General features: G+C 65.3%; 18 protein-coding genes and 1 tRNA gene. 9 read left to right on the forward strand and 10 right to left on the reverse strand.

Annotated features, from left to right (window positions below; translation table 11 throughout):
- Positions 1 to 26: 26 nt before the first annotated feature.
- The 3 genes from BS38_RS0119615 to BS38_RS0119625 are packed head-to-tail and all read left to right on the forward strand — an operon-like array spanning position 27 to position 1,627.
- The gene (locus BS38_RS0119615) at positions 27 to 815 is read left to right on the forward strand and encodes a class E sortase (protein WP_028272338.1); all 789 of its coding nucleotides are present in this window, start codon (positions 27 to 29) and stop codon (positions 813 to 815) included.
- 3 nt (positions 816 to 818) lie between these two features.
- Positions 819 to 989, forward strand: a complete 171-nt coding sequence (locus tag BS38_RS27440; protein ID WP_028272339.1) for a hypothetical protein — start codon at positions 819 to 821, stop codon at positions 987 to 989.
- Positions 986 to 1,627: an aminodeoxychorismate/anthranilate synthase component II gene (locus BS38_RS0119625; protein ID WP_028272340.1), complete on the forward strand. Its 642-nt coding sequence runs from the start codon at positions 986 to 988 to the stop codon at positions 1,625 to 1,627. The genes BS38_RS27440 and BS38_RS0119625 overlap by 4 nt, the downstream gene beginning before the upstream one ends.
- Positions 1,628 to 1,700: 73 nt before the next feature.
- On the opposite strand, the gene pknB is transcribed toward BS38_RS0119625, so the two are convergent.
- The 7 genes from pknB to BS38_RS0119660 are packed head-to-tail and all read right to left on the reverse strand — an operon-like array spanning position 1,701 to position 11,387.
- Entirely contained in the window at positions 1,701 to 3,587 is a 1,887-nt protein-coding gene (gene pknB, locus BS38_RS0119630) for a Stk1 family PASTA domain-containing Ser/Thr kinase (RefSeq protein WP_231511343.1), read from the reverse strand.
- Positions 3,588 to 3,643: 56 nt separating this feature from the next.
- Positions 3,644 to 5,473, reverse strand: coding sequence for a protein kinase domain-containing protein (locus BS38_RS0119635; protein ID WP_028272342.1), 1,830 nt, complete (start codon positions 5,471 to 5,473; stop codon positions 3,644 to 3,646).
- A complete protein-coding gene (locus BS38_RS0119640; protein WP_028272343.1) occupies positions 5,470 to 6,930 on the reverse strand; it encodes a peptidoglycan D,D-transpeptidase FtsI family protein in 1,461 nt (486 codons plus the stop codon). Before BS38_RS0119640 ends, BS38_RS0119635 begins: the two co-directional genes overlap by 4 nt.
- Entirely contained in the window at positions 6,927 to 8,387 is a 1,461-nt protein-coding gene (locus BS38_RS0119645; RefSeq protein ID WP_028272344.1) for an FtsW/RodA/SpoVE family cell cycle protein, read from the reverse strand. Before BS38_RS0119645 ends, BS38_RS0119640 begins: the two co-directional genes overlap by 4 nt.
- Positions 8,384 to 10,159 carry a protein phosphatase 2C domain-containing protein gene (locus tag BS38_RS0119650; RefSeq protein WP_028272345.1) on the reverse strand — a complete coding sequence of 592 codons (1,776 nt, stop codon included), beginning with the start codon at positions 10,157 to 10,159 and terminating at the stop codon, positions 8,384 to 8,386. Before BS38_RS0119650 ends, BS38_RS0119645 begins: the two co-directional genes overlap by 4 nt.
- 2 nt (positions 10,160 to 10,161) lie before the next feature.
- Positions 10,162 to 10,644, reverse strand: coding sequence for an FHA domain-containing protein FhaB/FipA (locus tag BS38_RS0119655; protein ID WP_011689896.1), 483 nt, complete (start codon positions 10,642 to 10,644; stop codon positions 10,162 to 10,164).
- A complete protein-coding gene (locus BS38_RS0119660; protein WP_028272346.1) occupies positions 10,641 to 11,387 on the reverse strand; it encodes an FhaA domain-containing protein in 747 nt (248 codons plus the stop codon). The genes BS38_RS0119655 and BS38_RS0119660 overlap by 4 nt, the downstream gene beginning before the upstream one ends.
- A gap of 364 nt (positions 11,388 to 11,751) precedes the next feature.
- On the opposite strand from BS38_RS0119660, the gene BS38_RS0119665 reads away from it, so the two are divergent.
- The 5 genes from BS38_RS0119665 to BS38_RS0119685 all read left to right on the forward strand — a co-directional run bounded on the left by BS38_RS0119665 (position 11,752) and on the right by BS38_RS0119685 (position 15,714).
- A tRNA-Leu gene (locus BS38_RS0119665) sits at positions 11,752 to 11,834 on the forward strand.
- 256 nt (positions 11,835 to 12,090) lie between these two features.
- On the forward strand, positions 12,091 to 13,188 hold the full coding sequence (locus tag BS38_RS0119670; protein ID WP_028272347.1) for an ABC transporter substrate-binding protein: 1,098 nt from the start codon (positions 12,091 to 12,093) through the stop codon (positions 13,186 to 13,188).
- Between the two features lie 5 nt (positions 13,189 to 13,193).
- Positions 13,194 to 14,027: an ABC transporter ATP-binding protein gene (locus BS38_RS0119675; protein WP_043439349.1), complete on the forward strand. Its 834-nt coding sequence runs from the start codon at positions 13,194 to 13,196 to the stop codon at positions 14,025 to 14,027.
- Entirely contained in the window at positions 14,024 to 14,881 is an 858-nt protein-coding gene (locus BS38_RS0119680; RefSeq protein WP_231511345.1) for an ABC transporter permease, read from the forward strand. The genes BS38_RS0119675 and BS38_RS0119680 overlap by 4 nt, the downstream gene beginning before the upstream one ends.
- Complete coding sequence (locus BS38_RS0119685; protein ID WP_231511347.1) at positions 14,878 to 15,714, forward strand: ABC transporter permease; 837 nt, start codon at positions 14,878 to 14,880, stop codon at positions 15,712 to 15,714. Before BS38_RS0119680 ends, BS38_RS0119685 begins: the two co-directional genes overlap by 4 nt.
- On the opposite strand, the gene BS38_RS0119690 is transcribed toward BS38_RS0119685, so the two are convergent.
- The 3 genes from BS38_RS0119690 to BS38_RS0119700 all read right to left on the reverse strand — a co-directional run bounded on the left by BS38_RS0119690 (position 15,642) and on the right by BS38_RS0119700 (position 18,536).
- On the reverse strand, positions 15,642 to 17,009 hold the full coding sequence (locus tag BS38_RS0119690) for an MFS transporter (RefSeq protein ID WP_028272351.1): 1,368 nt from the start codon (positions 17,007 to 17,009) through the stop codon (positions 15,642 to 15,644). The two genes, BS38_RS0119685 and BS38_RS0119690, sit on opposite strands and share 73 nt — an antisense overlap.
- Before the next feature lie 187 nt (positions 17,010 to 17,196).
- Positions 17,197 to 17,589 carry a universal stress protein gene (locus BS38_RS0119695; protein ID WP_028272352.1) on the reverse strand — a complete coding sequence of 131 codons (393 nt, stop codon included), beginning with the start codon at positions 17,587 to 17,589 and terminating at the stop codon, positions 17,197 to 17,199.
- Positions 17,586 to 18,536 carry a 2-hydroxyacid dehydrogenase gene (locus BS38_RS0119700; protein ID WP_028272353.1) on the reverse strand — a complete coding sequence of 317 codons (951 nt, stop codon included), beginning with the start codon at positions 18,534 to 18,536 and terminating at the stop codon, positions 17,586 to 17,588. The genes BS38_RS0119695 and BS38_RS0119700 overlap by 4 nt, the downstream gene beginning before the upstream one ends.
- Before the next feature lie 308 nt (positions 18,537 to 18,844).
- Between BS38_RS0119700 and BS38_RS0119705 the strand changes: the two genes are divergently transcribed.
- Positions 18,845 to 20,404, forward strand: coding sequence for an ABC transporter substrate-binding protein (locus BS38_RS0119705; RefSeq protein WP_028272354.1), 1,560 nt, complete (start codon positions 18,845 to 18,847; stop codon positions 20,402 to 20,404).
- Positions 20,405 to 20,411 lie beyond the last annotated feature (7 nt).

Genomic DNA, 20,411 nt, shown 5'->3' on the forward strand with positions numbered 1-20,411 from the left:
CCCATGCCGCCGATTGAGGAGACCACGTGGTGTTGCTGGAGAAGGAGACGACCGCTGCCGCGCCGGCGCGCGGCGTCGGAGTTCTCCGGACACTGATCCAGATCGTGGGCGAGCTGCTGATTACGGTGGGAGTCGTCCTCCTTCTGTTCGTCGCCTGGCAGCTGTGGTGGACCAATGTGGAATCCGATGCCAAGCAGAGCGAGACCATCAAGAACTTCGCACAGGAACTGGGTGGTTCCCCTGCCCCGGCGGAGTCGCCCGGCCCGGCGGCATCCGCCCCCGCCGATTACGGTCCGCCGAAGGTTGCCGAAGCGCCGGGACACGGCCAAACCATCGGCATCATGTACATCCCCCGCTTCGGGGCGGACTACACCCGGCCCATCGTGCAGGGAACTTCAACGGACGTCCTGGACACGCTGGGCCTTGGCCACTACAGCGACACGGCGATGCCCGGGGCCACCGGAAACTTCGCCGTGGCCGGCCACCGCCAGACGCACGGGGCCGTCCTGGACAATATCCACACCCTCGTGCCCGGCGACAAGATCTATGTCCAGACCCGGGACGGATTCTATGTATACGTCTTCCGCAACAACCAGATCGTGCTTCCGTCGGCCACTGACGTGCTGCTTCCGGTGCCCACCCAGCCCGCAGCCAAGCCCACGGAGGCCTACCTCACCATGACCAGCTGCAATCCCCGCTTCGGTTCGCAGGAGCGCATCATCGCGTATTCCCTGCTGGAGCACTGGCAGCCGGCGTCGGCGGGACCGCCGGCAGAAATCGCGGCCCAGGTGGCCAAGGCACTCGGGAAGGGCTGACCCATGTATGGATGGATTTTCCGCCACTTGCCGGGACCGCTATGGGTCAGGATTGCCACGGCGCTGGTGCTGCTTGCCGGCGTGCTGGTATTGATGGTTCAGTTCCTCTTCCCCTGGATGTCACAGTTCACCCAGTTCACCGACTCAACGATTGGTTTAGTAACTCGACAATGAGCGCCACCAAGATCCTGGTCGTAGACAACTACGACAGCTTTGTTTACACCCTGGTGGGATACCTCCAGGAGCTCGGCGCCGAGACGACGGTGGTCCGCAACGACGACGTCACCCTCGCCGAGGCAATAGAGATGGCGGACGCGCGCGACGGCGTCCTCATCTCTCCCGGTCCCGGCACCCCCGCGGAGGCAGGCGTCTGCATCGACCTGATCAAATGGTGCGGCAGCCACAGCAAGCCGATGTTCGGCGTCTGCCTGGGGCACCAGGCGCTGGCTGAGGCCTACGGCGCCACGGTGACGCATGCCCCGGAACTGATGCACGGGAAGACATCCCTCGTGGAGCATGAAGGAGCCAGCGTTTTCGCCGGACTCCCCTCCCCTGTCACGGCCACGCGCTACCACTCCCTGGCTGCTGTCCGCGAAACCATCCCCGACGTCCTCGAGATCACCGCGCAGACAGCGAACGGCGTGATCATGGGCCTGCAGCACCGGACGGCACCGCTCTGCGGCGTGCAGTTCCATCCGGAGTCGGTCCTCACCGAGGGCGGATACCAGATGCTGGGGAACTGGCTGGAATCCCTCGGCATGACCGGTGCAGCGGAGCGGGCCGCCAAACTGAGCCCGCTCATCCAGCACTAACGGCACCAGGACTTATGGCCTCCCCTGACGGCATCCAACTGACAGCCGGGGCCCGGAAGTCGGGGCGCGGCCCCTAGTCGCGGTTGCGGCCGGTCTCGGTAGGCGTAGGCGTGGGGGTCGGTGTGGGCTTGGGCGCCGGCGCCTTGGCAACCACAATGCTGATGGTCTTCCCCTGCTCCACCAGCGCATTGACCGCGTCGCTCTGATCTGTCACCTTGCCGGGTTCGACTTCGGAGTTCTCGACTTCCTTCACGTCGATCCCCAGGCCAAGGTTCTTGAGTGCCGTCTCTGCTTCCGCTCTGGGCAGGCCGCGGAGTTCGGGCATGGCCACCTTGCCGGTGGACACCACGATTTCCACGGTGGTTCCGACGGCGACGGTTTCGCCCGGAGCAGGTTTGGTGGTGATCACGATTCCCGCCGGCACCGTGGCGCTGTTCGCCATAGTGGTGCCGGGGGCGCCCGCTAGGCCAATCTGCCGCAGGACGTCCCGGGCAGCAGCTTCCGTGCGTCCCGGCAGGTCAGCCGGGATTTTGACGGCGCTGGGGCCGTCGGAGATGTTCAGGGTTATTTTCGATTCGGGTTCCATCGCTGTACCGGCTGCCGGCACCGTGCCGATGGCCGTTCCCTTGGTGATGGTGTCGTGCGGCAGCCTGTTGATCTGAGGGCTCAGCCTCGCGTTGTACAGCCGTTGCAGCGCCTCGGATTCGGTGAGCGCCGATACGGCGGGCACGTCGACCTTCGCCACGGGAGGCGGCGGCTGGTTCATCATGTTGTACAGCCAGAGGCCGCCGCCGGCCAGGACCAGCAGGGTGAAAATGACCAAGGTGGCAATCCACGTCCGACGGCGGGACTTCTGCCGCGGGGTCCGCTCACGTTCGGGCGGGAAGCCGAGCGGAAGATCGTTGGATTCGGAAGGTTCGTAAACCTGGGCGGGAATCGCCTGGTCGTCGCCGAGTGTGTCATTGAGCGGCCGGAGCCGGCCGCTGGGCGAATCGTCAAGGAACGCAGCGCCCGTCAGCGCGTAGGGGGCGGCCTGCGCCGTCCGCTCCGCGGCCGGGTTGTTGGCGTCCGTCGGTTCCTCGCCCGCCGCCGCGTCCGGCACGGAGACGCCATTGCGTGCCGCCCGGAGGGCCCGCTGGAACGCGGCCGCGTCCTGGAAACGGTCGGCCCGGTTCTTTTGGAGGGCCTTGACCAGCACGCTGTCCAGGGCCTCTGATACCTCGGGGTTGAGGCTGCTGGCCAGTCCCGGAATCTCACGGACGTGCTGGTAGGCGACGGAAACGGGACTATCGCCAACAAAGGGGGGCCGCCCCGTCAGCATTTCATACAGCAGGCAGGCCGCTGAGTACAGGTCGCTGCGGGCGTCCACGGTTTCGCCGCGGGCCTGTTCCGGTGACAGGTACTGGGCGGTGCCCACCACGGCCTGGGTCTGGGTCATGGTGGCGGACGAATCAGCCATGGCCCGGGCAATCCCGAAATCCATGACCTTGATGGTGTCCGAGTCTTCGCAGAACATCACATTCGCGGGCTTGATATCCCGGTGGACGATTCCTGCCCGGTGGCTGTACTCGAGGGCCGAGAGCACGCCCAGGGTGAAGTCGATGGCATGGTCAATGCTGACTTCCTTCGCGCGGATCAGATCCCTCAGGGTCTTCCCGGACACGAATTCCATCACGATGTACGGCACGCGGACGGTGTCCTCGGGGCCGCCGGGCACCGCGTGGTCACCGGTGTCGTAAATGGCAACAATCGAAGGATGGTTCAAGGCTGCCACGGCCTGGGCTTCGCGCTTGAACCGTGCCTGGAACTGCGGATCCCGGGCAAGATCCGGGCGCAGCAGCTTGATGGCCACTGTCCTGCCGAGCCGCGTATCAACGCCGCGGTGGACGTCTGCCATGCCGCCGCGGCCAATCAGCTCACCGAGTTCGTACCGTCCGTTGAGGACGCGCTGGGTATTCACTGGAAGGCTGTCCTCTCTGTGCGACGGGAGGCGGGGTGAGTCCGGCACTGTGCGCCTTAGTTCGACGTCGACGTGGTGGGGGTGGGCAGGAGTTCCTGGGCGAGGTGGTACGTCACGACGGACCCGGCGGGCACCTTGCTGCCGGCGCCCGGTTCCGAACTGACGAAGGTCCCGGCCTTCTGACCTGCGCTGCCGGGAACATCTGCACCCTTGACCCAACGCAGACCGGCGTCCTCGATGGCCTTCTGTGTTTGCGACTCGGAACTGCCTACGCCGATCGCGGGCACAGAGGACTCCGGGGCCGGTTCCTGGCCCTTGGAATAGGTGACGGTGATGGTCTCGCCGGGAGCCACCGGACCGGACGGTTCGATGTTGGTGACCGTTCCCTCCGGCTTGTCGCTGAACACCGGGTCACCCTTGACGGTGAGCCCCATGCCCACGAGCTGGCTGCGGACGGTGTTGTACGGCTGGCCCAGGTAGGCATCCGGGATCAGGTTGATGGTTTCCGGAGTGGACTGCGTGGGCGTCGGGCTCGCGCTCGAGGCTGTGGGGCTCGCCGAGGTTGACGTCGGCGAAGCGCTGCGGCTGGTGGGCTTGGCGCTGGTCGAGGTGGAAGAAGATTCGGCCGGGCCGGACGGGGAGAAGATGCCGGCCTGCGTGAGCATGACACCTATCAGCGCGAACAGGACGAGCACGATGAGGGCGATGAGCGGCCACGTCCACGGGCTGCGGCCCTTGCGCTGCGGTTCGTCCACCGGTTCGTCGTAGCGGTCCTGCTCCTCTTCCTGGTCCCAGCTGCGCTGCGCGGCCAGGGCGTCGGCGCGTGACAGCGTGCTGTGCGGACCCGCGGGTGCGGCAGCTGCCGCTCCTGCCGCGAGCCCGGCTGCAGCGCCGGCGCCGGCGGCGCCAACCACCGGAAGTGCGGAAGTCGTCGTCGTCGATTTGTCCTTTTCAGGGGATTCGATGACGCCGGTTGCGGCGGTGGGGATATCCACCGGCGCGGTGATCGGCCCCGTGGCCGCCTCGAAGAGCAGCATTCCGGGGACGGCGGCGTGTGCAGCGGCGATGTCACCGTTACGGATGGCTTCCGCTGCCTCGGACAGCTTGATGGCGTTGGCCGGGCGGTTCTTGGGGTCCTTGGCGAGCATGGACATCAGGAGGGCCCGTACCGGCGTCGGCAGGGTTTCGGGAAGGGGCGGCGGGGCGTCGTTCACCTGGGCAAGCGCGATGGCGATCTGCGATTCACCGGAGAACGGACGGTGTCCCGTGAGGCACTCGTAGCCGATGACGCCGAGGGAGTAGATGTCCGAGGCGCCCGTGGCCGTCTGGCCGGTGGCCTGTTCCGGTGCGAGGTACTGGGCGGTGCCCATGACCTGTCCGGTCTGGGTCAGCGGGACCTGGTCCGCCAGCCGGGCGATGCCGAAGTCGGTCACCTTGACGCGGCCGTCCGGGGTGATCAGCAGGTTGCCGGGCTTGATGTCGCGGTGCACCAGGCCCTGTGAGTGGGCCACGGACAGGGCGCGGGCAGTCTGGGCGATCATGGACAGCGTACGGTCCGGGGACAGCACCTGTTCGCGCTCGATGATGCTGCTCAGCGGATGGCCCGGGACCAGCTCCATCACGAGGTAGGCCGAGCCCTCTTCTTCGCCGTAGTCAAAGACATTGGCGATGCCGACGTGATTCAGCAGCGCCGTGTGGCGCGCCTCGGCACGGAAGCGCTGGAGGAACCCGGGATCGCCCGTGTACTCCTCTTTGAGCACCTTGATGGCGACAATCCTGCCAAGGATAAGATCCTTGGCTTTCCAGACTTCTCCCATCCCGCCAATCGCAATACGCGTGGTCAGCTGGAATCTCCCGCCGAGGGTGATTCCCGATGTAGGCCTCACTTATTCAACACCGCCTCAAAAATCTTCTTCGCGTTCGGACTGGTTAGCTGTGCGCCGGTGGTGATGTCCACGCCCTGCATGACGATGGTCACCGACACCTGCGGGTCGTTGGCCGGGGCGAACCCCGTAAACCATGAGTTGTTCAAGCCGTCGGTTCCCAGCTCGGCAGTACCGGTCTTGCCGGCCACCTGGACGCCGGGAACGGCGGCCCCGCGGCCGATGCCTTCACTGACCACGCTGGTCATCCACTCGGTAATTTGCCGCGAAATCTCGGGGCTGGTGGACGTCCGGAGGACTTCGGGCTTCGGTTCGCTGATGATGCGCAGGTCCGGTGACCGCACGGTCTTGATCAGGTTCGGCTGCATCTGGACACCGCCGTTGGCGATGGCCGAGGTCATCAGCGCGATCTGCAGCGGCGTGGCCCGAACATCGCGCTGGCCGATGGCGGACTGTGCGAGCCCGGCCGGGTCCAGCTGCTCCGCCGGGAAGGCCTTCTTGGCGTAGTCCAGCTTCAGCTGGTCGCCGAGGTCCTCGCCGAAGCCGAACTTGGCGGCCTGATCGGCGATGGCTTCCTGGCCCAGGTCCCGGGCGATGTCTGCGAACGGAGTGTTGCACGACTGCTGCAGGGCGAAGGCGAAACTCGCGGTGTTCTGTGTGTAGCAGTTGCCGCCGGCGTAGTTCGGCAGCTTGTACTGGATGCCGGGAAAGCTCATCTCGGCGGGGTTGGGCAGGACGCTGTCCTTGTTGTATTTGCCCGAGCTGAGCGCCGCCGCCGTGTCGACGAGCTTGAAGACGGAACCCGGAGCGAGGAGCGCGCCGGTGGGGCCGCTGACGTTCTGGTTCAGGTTGATGCCAGGGATTTTGTTCAGCTCGTTGTAGTTCGCGGCCTCGGCATCAGCGTCCTGCGTTGCTATCAGGTTCGGGTCGTACGAAGGTTTGGACACCATGGCCAGGATGTTGCCCGTCTTCGGGTCAGTCACCACAATGGAGCCCCGCTGGCCGTCCGGAATGGAGTCGTAGGCAAGCTTCTGGAGCGCCGGATCAATGGTGAGTTCAACCGAGGCGCCCTTGGGCTGGTTGCCGAGGAACAGCTGGCCGATGCGGTCCAGGAAGAGCTGGTCGGAGCTGCCGGCCAGCTGCTCGTTCAGCGCGCTTTCCAGCCCGGTGACACCGTAGTTCTTGGAGAAATATCCCGTGATGCCGGCATACAGTTCGGGCTCCGTGTAGGTCCGCTGGAATTTGCAGCTTTCCGATGCCGCGACGGACTGCGCGATGGGCTTTCCGCCGACGATGATGGCGCCGCGGTCGTTGCAGTAGTTCTGCAGGATTGCACGCTTGTTCCAGGGGTTTGCCTGCAGTTCATCGGCACCCACCACCTGGACATAGCTGAGGGCGCCGAAGATCAGCGCGAACATGGCTACCGCGGCGATCCATGAATTCCGAATTGCGTGGTTCACAGTTGTTTCACCGCTTCAGTTGGCGCGTCGGGATGGGCGGAGGAAGGCTGACGGCCCGGCTGCTTGGCCGGCCGCGGCGGGGAAGACGGAGCAGGCTTCTTTTCACCAGGCTCCGCGCCGTGCGGCATGGGCGTGGTGTCCACCGGACCGCGGGCGGTGTGCGAAATCATCAGGAGCAGGCCAACGATGATCCAGTTCGCCAGCAGCGAGGACCCGCCCGCGGCCAGGAACGGCGTGGTGAGCCCGGTCAGCGGGATCAGGCGCGTGACGCCGCCGATCACCACGAAGCACTGCAGGGCGATGGCGAAGGACAGCCCGCAGGCCAGCAGCTTCCCGAAAGCATCCCGGGTGCCCAGTGCTGCACGGAAACCCCGCGTGAACAGGAGCAGGTACATCAGCACGATGGCGAAGAGGCCGATCAGGCCGAGTTCCTCGCCGAAGGAGGCGATGATCATGTCGCTGTTGGCAAACGGCACCAGGTTCGGCCGCCCCTGGCCGAGTCCGGTACCCACGAGGCCGCCGTTGGCCATGCCGAACAGGCCTTCGACGATCTGCAGGCTGCCGCCGTACTGGCGTCCGTACACCTCGTCCGTGAAGGCGTTGAGCCAGCCGTCGATGCGGAGCCCCACGTGGGAGAAGACCCGGGAGGCAACGAAGCCGCCGCCGAGCAGCAGTCCCACACCGATGATCACCCAGCTGATCCGGCTCGTGGCCACGTAGATCATCACGATGAAAAGTCCGAAGAACAGCACCGACGAGCCGAGGTCGCGCTGGAAAATGAGAACCCCGATGCTCACCAGCCATGCGGTGATCATGGGTCCCATGTCCTTGAAGCGCGGGAACTGGAGCGGCCCGATCTTGCGGCCTGCCAAAAGGATGAGGTCCCGGTTGGACGAAAGATACCCGGCGAAGAATATGGCCAGCGTGATCTTGGCAATTTCGCCCGGCTGGAAGGTCATCGGGCCGATCTTGATCCACACGCTGGCGCCGAGAATCTCACCCGCGGAGATGCCCGGTACGAGCGGCAGAATCAGGAGCAGTGCACTCACGGCAAGGGAAATATATGTGAACCGGCGCAGGATCCGGTGGTCCTTGAGGAACCAGATGACGGCGATGGCGACACCCATGGCCATCAGGGTCCAGCGGAGCTGGTTGTTGCCGGTGTCCTCGCCCACCCGGTCCAGGCGGTGGATCATCGCCAGCCCCAGGCCGTTCAAAGCAACGACCAGGGGAAGTATTACCGGGTCGGCATATTTTGCCCGGATCCTGAGCACCACATGGAAGACGAGCGCGGCCGCAGCGAGCAGGCTGGACTGGAACCAGAAGTCCGAGTCGAAGGCTTTCTGCTGGTCAACGCCGACGAGGGCGTTGGCGCCGATGCCCACGGCAAGAGCAAGGACCAGGAGTGCCAGTTCGGTATTCCGTCGTGGCTTGGGGGTGGCCTCAATCTGCGTCATTTGGCCTCCTCACAAGTATTGGCGGACGGGCTGGGCGTGGCGGATGGCTTGGCGGTTCCGGGGGGTGCCGCGGTGCCGCTTGGTGCAGGCGCGGCGCCCGATGCGGACGGGGAAGCGGTTGACGGCGTGGCCGTCGGGCTCGCGCATTCGTCGGCCGGTGATGTTGTGCCGGTCAGATCGAGGTTCTTGACGATCCGCTGTGCGTCGTAGAGGTCGCGTGCCGGGACGGTCTGGCGGACCCGCTGCTGCGAGAATTCCGGAAGGTCGGACATGCGGATGTCCGTCACCGTCTCCAGCGTGGAGAGCTGGATGGGTCCCAGCCGCTGTGACACGCCGTTGAAGATGGCAACCCGCTGGTCGTATTCGCCGATGTAATAGCGCGTTTGAGTCCAGGCATACCCGAGCCACAAACCGACGCTCAGGATGACCAGGAGTGCGGCGGCCGTTGCGATGGTGACCCAGCGGCGCGGTTTGGCGGCCGGCTTGTATTCGTCGGTTTCCTCGCGGCCCTGATCCGACTTGTGGGTGAGGACGGTGGCTGCGCGGCGTGCGACAGTCCGGCCGGCGATGGTTGGAATCGACCCGGATTCGGCGGCGGCAGCGGCTGCTCCGACAAGTTCATGCGGACGCGTGGAAAGTTCCTCGCGGAGGACGGCGGCCGACAGGTGCTCGCCCAGATGTGGGTCCGTGGTGGTGGTGGGTTCACCAGTCTTGGAGGGGTTCTTCGGGCCGGCGTCGTCTTTGCCGGCTTCCCCGGCAGCCCCGGCGTCCGCTCCGGGTGCGGCCGGTTTGTCCCCGGAGGCCGCAGCGGCATCCGCACCCGGGGTGGCATCTGCCCCGGCGGCGGCAGCCGGGACGTCCCCGGCGGCCTCTCCGGCGGGCGTGGGCTTTGTGTCCTCCGGGGATGCTGCCGGCGTCCCGGCCAGGGCGGCGGGTTTTGCCGCATCGGTGCTGCCGGCCGGTGGCTGAACGATTTCTACAGCGGCCGTGCGGACGTCGTCGGGCGTCTGTTCGGCGATTTCGAGCATGACCACCGTGACGTTGTCCGGGGCGCCGGCCTCAAGGGTCAGGTCCACAAGGGTTTCGACGCATTCGCGCAGATCCTTGGTTTCGCGGACGGTCCGTTCCACGACGTGTCCCGCCACATAGTTCAGGCCGTCGGAGCAGAGCAGCCATCGTTCGCCGGGTTCAACGTCGAGGGTTGCGAGGTCGAGTTCGGGGCTGGCGTCAACATCGCCCAGGACCCGCATCAGGACGTTCTTATGCGGATGGGTTTCCGCTTCCTCGGGGCGCAGCCGGCCTTCGTCGATAAGCCGCTGGACAAAGGTGTGGTCGACGCTGATCTGCTTGAACTCTCCGTTGCGCAGACGGTAGGCGCGGGAGTCGCCGATATGGGCGAAGTGCAGTTTTCCTTCGGCGAGGAGGAGGGCCGTAACGGTGGTTCCCATGCCGGCAAGCTTCGGATTGATGTGCACGAGTTCAGACAGGAGGGAATTGGCGGTCTGGATCTCATCCGCCAGCACGGTCCCGGCGTCGCCGTCGTAATGACCATGGTCCAGGTGCAGCATGTCCAGGACGGTGGCCGCGGAGGCCACGTCACCCCCGGCGTGTCCGCCCATGCCGTCCGCCACGATCGCCAGGTGCCGGCCGACATAGGCGGAGTCATCATTTTTGGCGCGGATGCGTCCCACGTCCGAGCGGGCGGCGTAGCGCATGATGAGCGGCCGCGTCGGGGCGGGGCCCTTGTCGGCGGGAGTTTCCGGGACGGCCACGGCTATGGCCTCAATTCGATGACCGTCTTGCCGATTCTCACGGGGACACCGAGCTCCACCGGGAGCGCTCGGGTGAGCTGCTGATTGGCCAGGTATGTGCCGTTGGTCGAGCCTAGATCCTCGATGAACCAACGGCTGCCCTGCGGGAACAGCCGGGCGTGCCGGCCAGAAGCGTAATCATCTTCAAGGACCAGCGTGGCCTCCTGTGCACGGCCCAGGAGGATGGGGCTATCTGCCAGTGGAATGGTGTGGCCTTTGAGCGGACCTTCCGTGACAACCAGCTGGCGGGCCTGCTGCTTCGCGGGAGGCGGTGCTGTTTCTGCCAGTTCAGGGTGCTTGCGTACCTGGCGGGCGGTGGGAGCACCCATCGCCGCCTTCCTGCCGATCATCAGGTCCCGTCGCATGGCAGACACGATGCTGAAGATGAGGACCCACAGCAACAGGAGGAATCCGAAGCGCAGGGCCGTAATGGTCAGTTCGCTCACGGGCGGCCACCGGAGTCGGCGGGCAAAAGGCGGAAGATGATTTTGGTCCGTCCCATCGTGATGGTGGAGCCGTCAGTAAGGTCGACGCTGCCGACAACCTTGTGTCCGTTGACGTAGCTGCCGTTGGTGGATCCCAGGTCTACGGCTTCTGTGGTGCCGTTTGTGGTGCGTATTTCGAGGTGACGCCGTGAAACTCCGGTGTCGTCCACCAGGATGTCAGCCTCCGATGACCTGCCTAGGACGATGGAGGCTGCATTGAGCGAATAGCGCTGGCCGTCGATGTCCAGGACCGGCTGAAGGCGGACGGGCTGGCGGCTCGGCGCGGCGGGCACGTTGTTCCGCGGCATCGGCGGGGCTGCGGCGGAACCGGAGGCGTTCTCTGTTTTCGAATCGATCTCGAAGTCACCGGCGCGTATTTCCTCGTCGCGGCGGAAGGAAATGCGGACCGAGCCGCGGAGCGTGTAGCCCTGGCTTCTGACGTGGTTGATTACTACGTCGCAGAGTTCCTCGGCCAGGGGAGTGCCCCATTCCTGCGCCCGCTTGAAGTCGTCCTCGCTGAGGCGGACGTCAAAAACGTTCGGGGCAAGTGTTCGTCCGGCGGCGACGGTGATGGCTTTGTGGTCAACTTCCCGGCGGAGCCGGCTTGCGATTTCCACAGGCTCAACCTGGGCCTTCGAACCGGTGGAGAAGACACCGCGGACGGCCTTTTCGATGCCGCGCTCGACTTTGTCCAGCATTCCCATGGCACCTCTCCTCTCCCTACGGCTGCGGGGCAGCACACGATTCGGAACTCAGTTCACAACATTGCCGGGAGTGCGCCGGGGACGGGCACTCCTACATCTGATACTACTGGCCGGGGCTGTGAATGACCTTAATGCACAACGCCGGGGCGCGGAGATTAGTTCACGGGCGGCTGAGTCGGCCAGGGTCTTCCGGCGTCTCCGCACTGGCGGATCCACGCGCCTGAGCGGCGGGATTATTCCGGCCTGCAGGGTCCCCGGAAGGCCGATTGGTGTTTTGCCGTGGTTGTCCGTTATGCTTGATCTCGCTGCTTTTACGAGGTTGGCAGTCCGGAAAACGGGCTTCCTTTCCAGTGAAAGAAGTTGCGCGCGAGTGGCGGAACGGCAGACGCGCTGGCTTCAGGTGCCAGTGTCCGAAAGGGCGTGGGGGTTCAAATCCCCCCTCGCGCACGCAAATGGAAGAGCCCCGGTCTTAGGACCGGGGCTCTTCCGCTTTTAACCACACGCTCCGAGGGTTATAGGACCACGCTCCGACCTCATTTCCCCGCCGCGCGACGTCGATCGCGCCAGCCCCCATCTAACTGACAGTTAACTTCGCTGAAACGGCTCAAGCAGATTCCTGAAACAACCGTTCCATAGTGTCGGTGCCAGACGGCCCCCGGGGGCCGCTTTCACACGTGACCGCCTCCCGATTTGGAGTAGAAGAATGACGGCTTTCAGTTCGGACAAAGGACCGCTGCGCCCATCGCGGCGGATGGTGCTGGCAGGATTTTCGTCGGCCGCCCTGGTGGCGCTGACCGGTTGCGCAGCCGAATCCGGCGCGACGGCTCCGGCCGCTTCAGGTACGGCTTCCGGGGCGGCCGCCGAGTTCGGTACGCTTGAGGTCCAGCTTTCGTGGCTGAAGAATGCGGAGTTCGCCGGTGAGTATTTTGCCGACAGCAAGGGCTACTACAAGGACGCGGGCTTTAGCGCAGTCAACCTGATTGCCGGCGGCCCGGGAGGGGCATCGGCGGAGACCATGGTCCTGTCCGGCAAAGCCCTGGTGGGCACCTCCTCGCCGGTGGGCGTTGCGCCGGTGGTCCTCAATGAGGGTGCGCCGCTGAAGATCATCGGCTCCACCTACCAGAAGAACCCGTTCACCATCGTGTCGCTGGCGGCCAACTCCATCACCGCCCCGGAAGACCTCATCGGCAAGAAGATCGGAGTCCAGGCAGGCGTCAACGAAACGTTGTTCGATGCCCTGCTGGAGGTCAACAAGATCGACGCGTCAAAGGTCACCAAAGTACCGGTGCAGTACGATCCGCAGCCGCTGCTGAACGGCGACGTCGAGGGCTTCTTCGCGTACCTGACGAATGAGGTGCTCACACTTGAGCTGGGCGGGCACAAGACGGCGGTCCTGCCGTTCGCGGACAACGGCCTGCCTTTCATTGCCGAAAGCTTCGTGGTTACCGAGGAATCCATCAAGGACAAGAGGCCGGAGCTGAAGGCGTTCCTGGTGGCCACCATCAAAGGCTGGAAGGATGCCCTGGCCGATCCGGCGGAATCGGCGCGGCTTGCCGTTGAGGTCTACGGCAAGGAGCTGGGCCTGACCATGGCCAAGGAGAAGGGCCAGGCGGAAGCCCAGAACACCAAGCTCATTGCCACGCCGGAGACGGACAGCAACGGCCTCTTCACTGTGTCCAAGGAGCTGATGGACAAGAACATCGAGATCCTCAAGCTCGCCGGCTACGACACCACCGCGGACGCGATCTTCGACCTGAGCCTCCTCGACGAGGTCTATGCCGAAAACCCCGACCTTAAGTAGGACGCATGACTGAAGTGAGCACGGACGCCGTCGCCGGAGGACTGCTCTCCGGGACGGGCATATCGCTCAGCAACCTGGGCAAGAGTTTCCGGATGGGCCGGAAGAGCGTGGTGGCACTGGAGGACGCCAACCTGATGACGTCCAAGGGAACGTTCCTCTCCCTGCTGGGACCCTCCGGATGCGGCAAGTCCACCATCCTGAGGATTCTTGCCGGCCTGGAAACCCCCACCACCGGACAAGTGACGGTGGACGGTCACACGCCGGCCGAGCTGCGGACGCGGCATGAACTGGGGATCGCCTTCCAGGATCCGGCTTTGCTGCCCTGGCGGAGCGTGGTGTCCAACATCCGGCTGCCTTTCGAGGTGGCCGGGCTCCCCGTTGACCACGCAATGGTGGATGACCTGGTGGAGTTGATCGGTCTGAAGGGCTTCGAAAAGGCAAAGCCGGCCCAGCTGTCCGGAGGCATGCGGCAGCGGGTGTCCATCGCCCGTGCCCTCGCGCTCAAGCCGTCGGTGCTGCTGCTTGATGAGCCTTTCGGTGCACTGGACGACATGACCCGCCAGCGGCTGAACCTTGAGCTGCTCCGGATCTGGACGGAGAAGCCCGCCACGACCCTGATGGTCACCCACGGCATCGCCGAGGCCATGTTCCTCTCCGACGTGGTGGCTGTGATGAGCGCCCGGCCGGGCCGGATCAAGGAGATCATCACCGTGGACCTGCCCCGTCCCCGGACTCCGGAGATGATGCGCACGCCGGAGTTCCACGCGCTGTGTGACCGTGCGTCCGAGCTCCTGTTCGGCGACGCCGGCGCGCCCCTTGAGGAAGTGGAGTCACCGTGACACGGCCCTTTCTGTTAAGTGCGAGGCTGTTAAGTACGACGACGGCCCGGCCGCTGCCGCCGTGGGCCGCGGCCGCGATCGGCGTGTCAGCCACGGTTGCGCTCTGGTGGCTGGCCGCCGCAACGGTGCTTTCCGGGGTGGGCGCCAGTGCGGACGGTTCCGGCGGTGCCGTGCCGACGCCGCCGGAAGTCCTGGGGCAACTGGCGCGCGACGGCGTCGGGTTTTACTGGCCCAACCTGGCGGTGACAACGGCCGAAGCGTCCGCGGGGTATCTGTGGGGGAACGCCGCTGCACTGCTGCTGTCCGCGAGCGTCCTGGTGCTTCCGTCCCTGGAACGGCTGGTCACCCAGCTGGCGGTGATCAGCTATTGCCTGCCCATCGTGGCCATCGGGCCGCTGGCCTTCATCGTCATCGGCTCGCCCGCGCGCGGGGAATCGTCCGGCACGGCCGTCCTCTTGGCGGGCATCTCGGTTTTCTTCACCACCGTGGTGGGCGCGCTGGCGGCGCTGAAGAGCGCGGACCGGGCCAGCCTGGACCTCGTGGCGGTCTACGGCGGGGGACGGCTGATGCAGTTGGTGAAAGTCCAGCTCATCTCCGCATTGCCTGGGATCCTGAACGCGTTGAAGATCGCCGTCCCGGCCGCCGTCCTGGGCGCCGTGCTGGGCGAATACGTGGGCGGCGTGGACCGGGGCATCGGACCTGCCCTCGTCAACGCGCAACAAAACCTCGAGATCGCCAGGGCCTGGGGTGTCGCCCTGGTGGCGGGACTGCTTGCCGGGGCCGGCTATGGAGCCTTCGCGCTGCTGGCGCGGTTCGTGGCTCCGTGGTCCTCCGGGCGCCAGGCGGCATCATGAATGCCGGCCGTATGAAGACGGGTCCGGCTGCCGGCCTGGCCGCACTCAAAGGTGCGGGCCGCGCGGGGGTGGGCCTGCTGGTTTCCCTGGCCGTGGTGCTGCTGCTGTGGGTGGCGCTGCTCAAGGTCTTCAACATCTCGCCTTTTGTCGGCAAGGGCCCGCTGGACGTGGTCAACTTCCTGTTCGCTGTGCCGGCCGCGGAAACCAACCGTCAAGCTGTCCTGCAGAACCTCGGCCAGACCATGGTGGACGCGTTCCTCGGGTTCACCGCGGGAATGGTGGGCGCCGTGGTGATTGCCGGTGTGTTCGTCCTGTTCCGCGGTGTGGAGAACGCCCTGATGCCGGTGGCCATGCTGCTGCGCTCCGTTCCGCTCGTGGCGCTGGCGCCCATCATCATCCTGGTCTTCGGCCGGCAGGAACCGGCGGTCGCAGCGATCGGCGGAATCGTGGTGCTGTTCCCCGCCCTGGTCACCCTTGTGTTCGGGCTGCGCTCGGCGTCCCCGGCCATGCTCGAAGTCATCGACGTCTATGGCGGATCACGCTGGACCGCCCTGCTGAAAGTGGCCCTGCCGTCGTCCCTGCCGGCCTTCTTCACCGCCGTGAAAGTCTCCATTCCCGGGGCTATCACCGGCGCGCTGCTGGCGGAGTGGCTCGCCACGGGGAAGGGGATCGGCTACGCCATCATCTCTGCCGTGTCCCGGGCAAGGAACAACGAGGTGTGGGCGTCAGTGGTGGTGATCACCCTGGTGTCGATCATCCTCTACACCGTGGTGGCGCTGCTCGAGGAGGCCATGCTGCGGCGGTCCGGGAGGTTGCCGTCGGCGTCCGGGTGACCCGCCGTCGTCGTCCGTTCCTTAAGGAAGTACACCAGGCCGGCGGCGAGGGTGGATGCCGCCGCCAGGGCGAACAGTCCCGGCACCACGCTTCCGGTCTGTTCCTTGATAATGCCGAAACCGAACGGCGCCACGAAGCCGCCCAGGTTGCCGAGCGAGTTGATGATGGCGATGGCCGGTGCCAGGACCAGGGGATGCAGGCCCGACTGGGGAATGGTCCAGAACAGCGGGGACGCGCTTTTGAAACCCATCGCGGCGACGGCCAGGAACACCAGGGCCAGGACCGGAGTGGCGACGGCCGCCGCGAACGTTCCCACGGCGGCCACGAGCAGGGCAACCACCAGCAGCGGGCGCTTGGAGGTGGCCTTGTCCTGCCACTTGGCCGCGAAGTACATGGCGACGACGGCGCACACCCAGGGAATGGCGGACAGGAAACCGACGCTCAGGTCCGTGGTGCCGGGGATCTGCTTGACGATGCTGGGCAGCCAGAAGGTGTTGGCGTAGATGGACAGCTGGACCGAGAAGTAGATGCCGCACAGCAGGAGGATCTGCGGGTTCAGCAGCATCTTCCAGCGGTTGATTTTGGTGTCCTGGCTGCTGGTGTGCTGGGCATCCTCGCTGGCGATGGCGCTGATGAGTGCAGCCTTTTCCTTGAGGGTCAGCCATTTGGCGTCCTCGATCCTGGCGTCCAGGAGGAAGTAGACGGTGATGCCAACGACCACTGAGAGCAGTCCTTCGAAACCGAAGAGCCACTGCCAGCCGCGGAATCCCAGGGCGCCCTGGAGGCTGAGCAGCATTCCGGCGATGGGCCCCGACAGGGCGGCGGCAACCGAGGAACCGGCGATGAAAATGGCGGTGGCCTTGCCCCGCTGGCCGGCCGGTACCCAGCGGGCGAAGTAGAAGATGACGGCGGGGAAGAATCCCGCCTCGGCCGCTCCCAGCAGGAAGCGCAGCACATAGAACATCATTTCGTTCTGCACGAAAGCCATCAGGAAGGAAACGATGCCCCAGCTGACCATGATCCTGGTCAGCCAGACCCTGGCACCGAATTTCTCCATCATCACGTTGCTGGGCAGTTCAAAGATCGCGTAGGCGATGAAGAACAGCCCTGCCCCGAAACCGTAGGCTGCGGCGCCGATGCCGACATCCGCTTCCAGGTGCTCGTGGGCGTAGCCGATGTTCGAACGGTTCAGCTGGTTGCAGACGAGCATGACCAGCATGATGGGCAGGACGCGCCGGAAGAACTTCTTGGTGGCAGACGCCAGATCCGTGACAGCGATGTCGACAGACTGCATGGGAAAAATCCTCTGAATCGATGAAATAGCATGCGCTGCGGGGGACCGGGCGGCCAGTCCTTTGTGGTCCTCGCCACAGCTTTCCCTTTGACTTTATTCAACCGCGGCGATGCACGTCCAACACGTTTTTTGCATTGCGTGATACCCATGGGGCACTGCGGGGAATCCGGGGCGAACTGGCCGCGGCTCAGGTCCGCGGGCCGACGTCGGCTTTCACCGCCGTGACCGGGCATCCTGCCTCAAGGATGACACGCTGGGCAGTGCTGCCAAGAAAAAGCTTCCCCACCGGGGAGCGGCGCCGGACGCCTATCACCACCAGTTCAATATCTTCCTCGTAGGAGGCGTCGATCATGACGTCCGCTGCGTCAATGCCCTCATTGGGGCGGAGGGTAGCTTGGACGCCCGCTGCGGCCGCGGCAGCAATGGCTTCGCGGATGTCCGACTCCGCCTCCGCGGAAGCTTCGCCCGCCACCGGGCCCATAATCTGCAGCCCGGTCTTCCTCAGTGCAGCCTCTCCGATGGCGGCACCCAGGGCGGCCCGGCCCTCCTGGCTGGCAACATATCCCACTGCGACGCTCATGCCTGCACCGCCGTCAGGACCGACCCGGACGCAACGAACTGCCGCAGGTTCGCGAGCGTAAGTTCCGCCATCGCCGCCCTCGTTTCGTGGGTTCCGCTGCCCAGGTGCGGCAGGAGGACCACGTTGTCCAGGGCGAGGAGGTCCTCCGGGATTTTCGGCTCCTCCGCAAAGACGTCCAGGCCGGCCCCGGCCAGCCGCCCGGCCAGCAGCGCAGCCACGAGGGCGTCCTCATCCACCACCGTTCCCCGGGCGATGTTGATCAGGTAACCGTCAGGACCGATGGCGTCGATGACGTCGGCGTCCACGAGTTTGGCCGAGCCGGACCCGCCCGCGGCGGCGACAATCAGGACGTCGCAACCGGCGGCAAGCTCGCGCGGTGAGGCCTTGTATTCATAGCTGACCCCGTCCACCGGATTGCGGCTGTGGTAACTGATCTCGCAGTCGAATCCTTCCAGCCGGCGGGCGATGACCCGCCCAATCCGGCCGAGGCCCAGGATGCCAACTCTCTTCCCGCTGGCCTTGGTGGCGAGGGGGAAGTTGCCCTTGCTGAGCCAGTCACCGCGGCGGACGAAGCGGTCCGCGGCGCTCACCCGGCGCAGGACGTCGAGGTACAGGGCGATGGCGGTGTCCGCCACGCAGTCGTTGAGGACGTCGGGGGTGTTGCTGACCGTGATGCCGCGCCGGGCGGCCTGGGCAACGTCCGTGGTGTCATAGCCGACGCCGAAGTTGATGACCGCGCGGAGGCCGGGAAGGGCTCGCATCAGGTCCGGGCCGACGCCGAACTTTCCGGAGGTCACGGCGACCTCGAAGGATCCGCCGTGGTGCTGCAGGAATTCCTCCCGCTCGGGGGTGGAGTCGGGGAGGCGCACGGCGTCGTACTCGCTCCGGATGGCTTCTTGGACGGTTGGCATCAGTGGCCCTACCTGCAGGACGGCGGTGTTCTTCATATCTGCACCCTAGGTTTCGGATCCATACGCGTCCAACATGTAAATGGCATGGTTCGATGCCCGAAGTGAATCGATTGAGGTACTCCGGCGGAACCACGCGGATTTCCGGGATAAGTGGTGCCCGTCACAGGGCGCCGGTGCCCGGAAGCGGCCCCGCCGCGCGGCTCCGGCGGCCGGCAGAAACCTTGTGGAGCCTGTGGACCTCAACTAGCTTGAGTCCAGCGCGGCCCGAACGACCTGATCTTGTTGCCCGGTTCCACTGGTGCAAGAGCACCCCCTGCCGCAAACACCCAATTCGGAGGAATCCAATGACGTCTTCTTCAAAGCCCCCATTTCCCGCCGCCTTGCTCAAATGGCCGGCCCTGGCATCCGTCGCGGTGCTCGGTCTGAGCGGCTGTTCAGTGGCCAATTCCGACGCCGGCGCCGCCTCCTCGACGACGGTGCGCGTGGTGCTCGGCCAGGAGCCGCCCACGCTGGAAGCCTGTGAGTCGAACCTGACGTCCACCGGTGTCGTGGTGCGTTCGAACGTCACCGAACCCCTGATTGAACGCAATCCCACGAGTGGCGAACTGGAGCCCAAGCTCGCCACTGAATGGAAGGCCACCACGGATACCGAGTGGACCCTCAAGTTGCGCGAAGGTGTGACCTTCCAGGACGGCACGCCGTTCAATGCCGAAGCCGCCGCCTTCACCATCGAAAGGGCGGTCAACTCCAAGCTCGGCTGCAACGTGGAAGGCTACGTTTTCGGGGACGCCGACCTCGCCGTGAAGGCCGTGGATGCCACCACCCTGACCGTCACCACTCCCGAACCTGATCCCATCCTGCCGCTGCGCCTTTCATTCCTCGAGGTGGTTCCTACGTCCACCAGCGCCACGGAGAAGGTCCGTGAGCCGATCGGCACGGGTCCCTACAAGATCGAGAAGTGGGACGCCGGCCAGAAGATCACCCTCTCCAGCTGGGACGGGTACTGGGGAGACAAGCCCGCCTATGCCAAGGCCGAGTACCAGTGGCGCTCCGAGAGTTCGGTGCGCGCTGCCATGATCACCAGCGGCGAGGCGGATGTTGCCATGGGGCTGAGCCCGGACGACAACATCGGAGACCTTGGGGTGGACTACCCCAACAACGAGACCGTGGCCCTGCGGCTCGATGCCAATGAGGCGCCGCTCAACGACATCCGTGTCCGCCAGGCAGTCAACTACGCCCTCGACAAGGAGGGAATCGTCAACTCGCTCTATCAGGGCAAGCACCAAGTGGCCGCACAGCTGGTTCCCGAAGGCATCGTGGGGCACAACTCAGCGCTGAAGGCCTGGCCGTTTGACCTGGACAAGGCGAAGTCCCTCGTTGCCGATGCCAAGGCCGACGGTGTTGATACGTCCGCTCAGATCTCGCTGGTAGTCCGGAGCGCGCAGTTCCCCAAGATCACCGAACTCGGCCAGGTCCTCCAGGAGCAGCTGAGCCAGGCCGGCCTGAACGTCAAGCTCAAAATGCTCGAAACCAGCCAGCACCTGACCTACCAGGTCCGTCCGTTCCCCGATGATGAAGGCGCGGTGGCCCTGATGACCCAGCACGGCAACCAGGCCGGCGATGCAGCCTTCACCGTGGACCAATACATGCTGTCCACCGGAGCCCAGAGTTACTTCGGCACCCCCGAGTTCGACGCCATGATCAAGAAGGCGGATGCGGCCTCCGGCGACGAGCGGAAGAAGGCCTTTGAGGACATCTTCGCGTACCAGAACGACAAAGTGGTCCAGTTCGCCCACATCTCGCACCAGACCGGCATCATCGGCAAGGCGAAGTCCGTGAAGTACACGCCCAATTCGTCCAGTGGCGACGAGCTGCGTGTTTCGGAAATGACCCCGGCAAACTAGCCCGGAC

The sequence above is a fragment of the Arthrobacter sp. UNC362MFTsu5.1 genome (assembly GCF_000685965.1).
Lineage (GTDB): Bacteria > Actinomycetota > Actinomycetes > Actinomycetales > Micrococcaceae > Arthrobacter.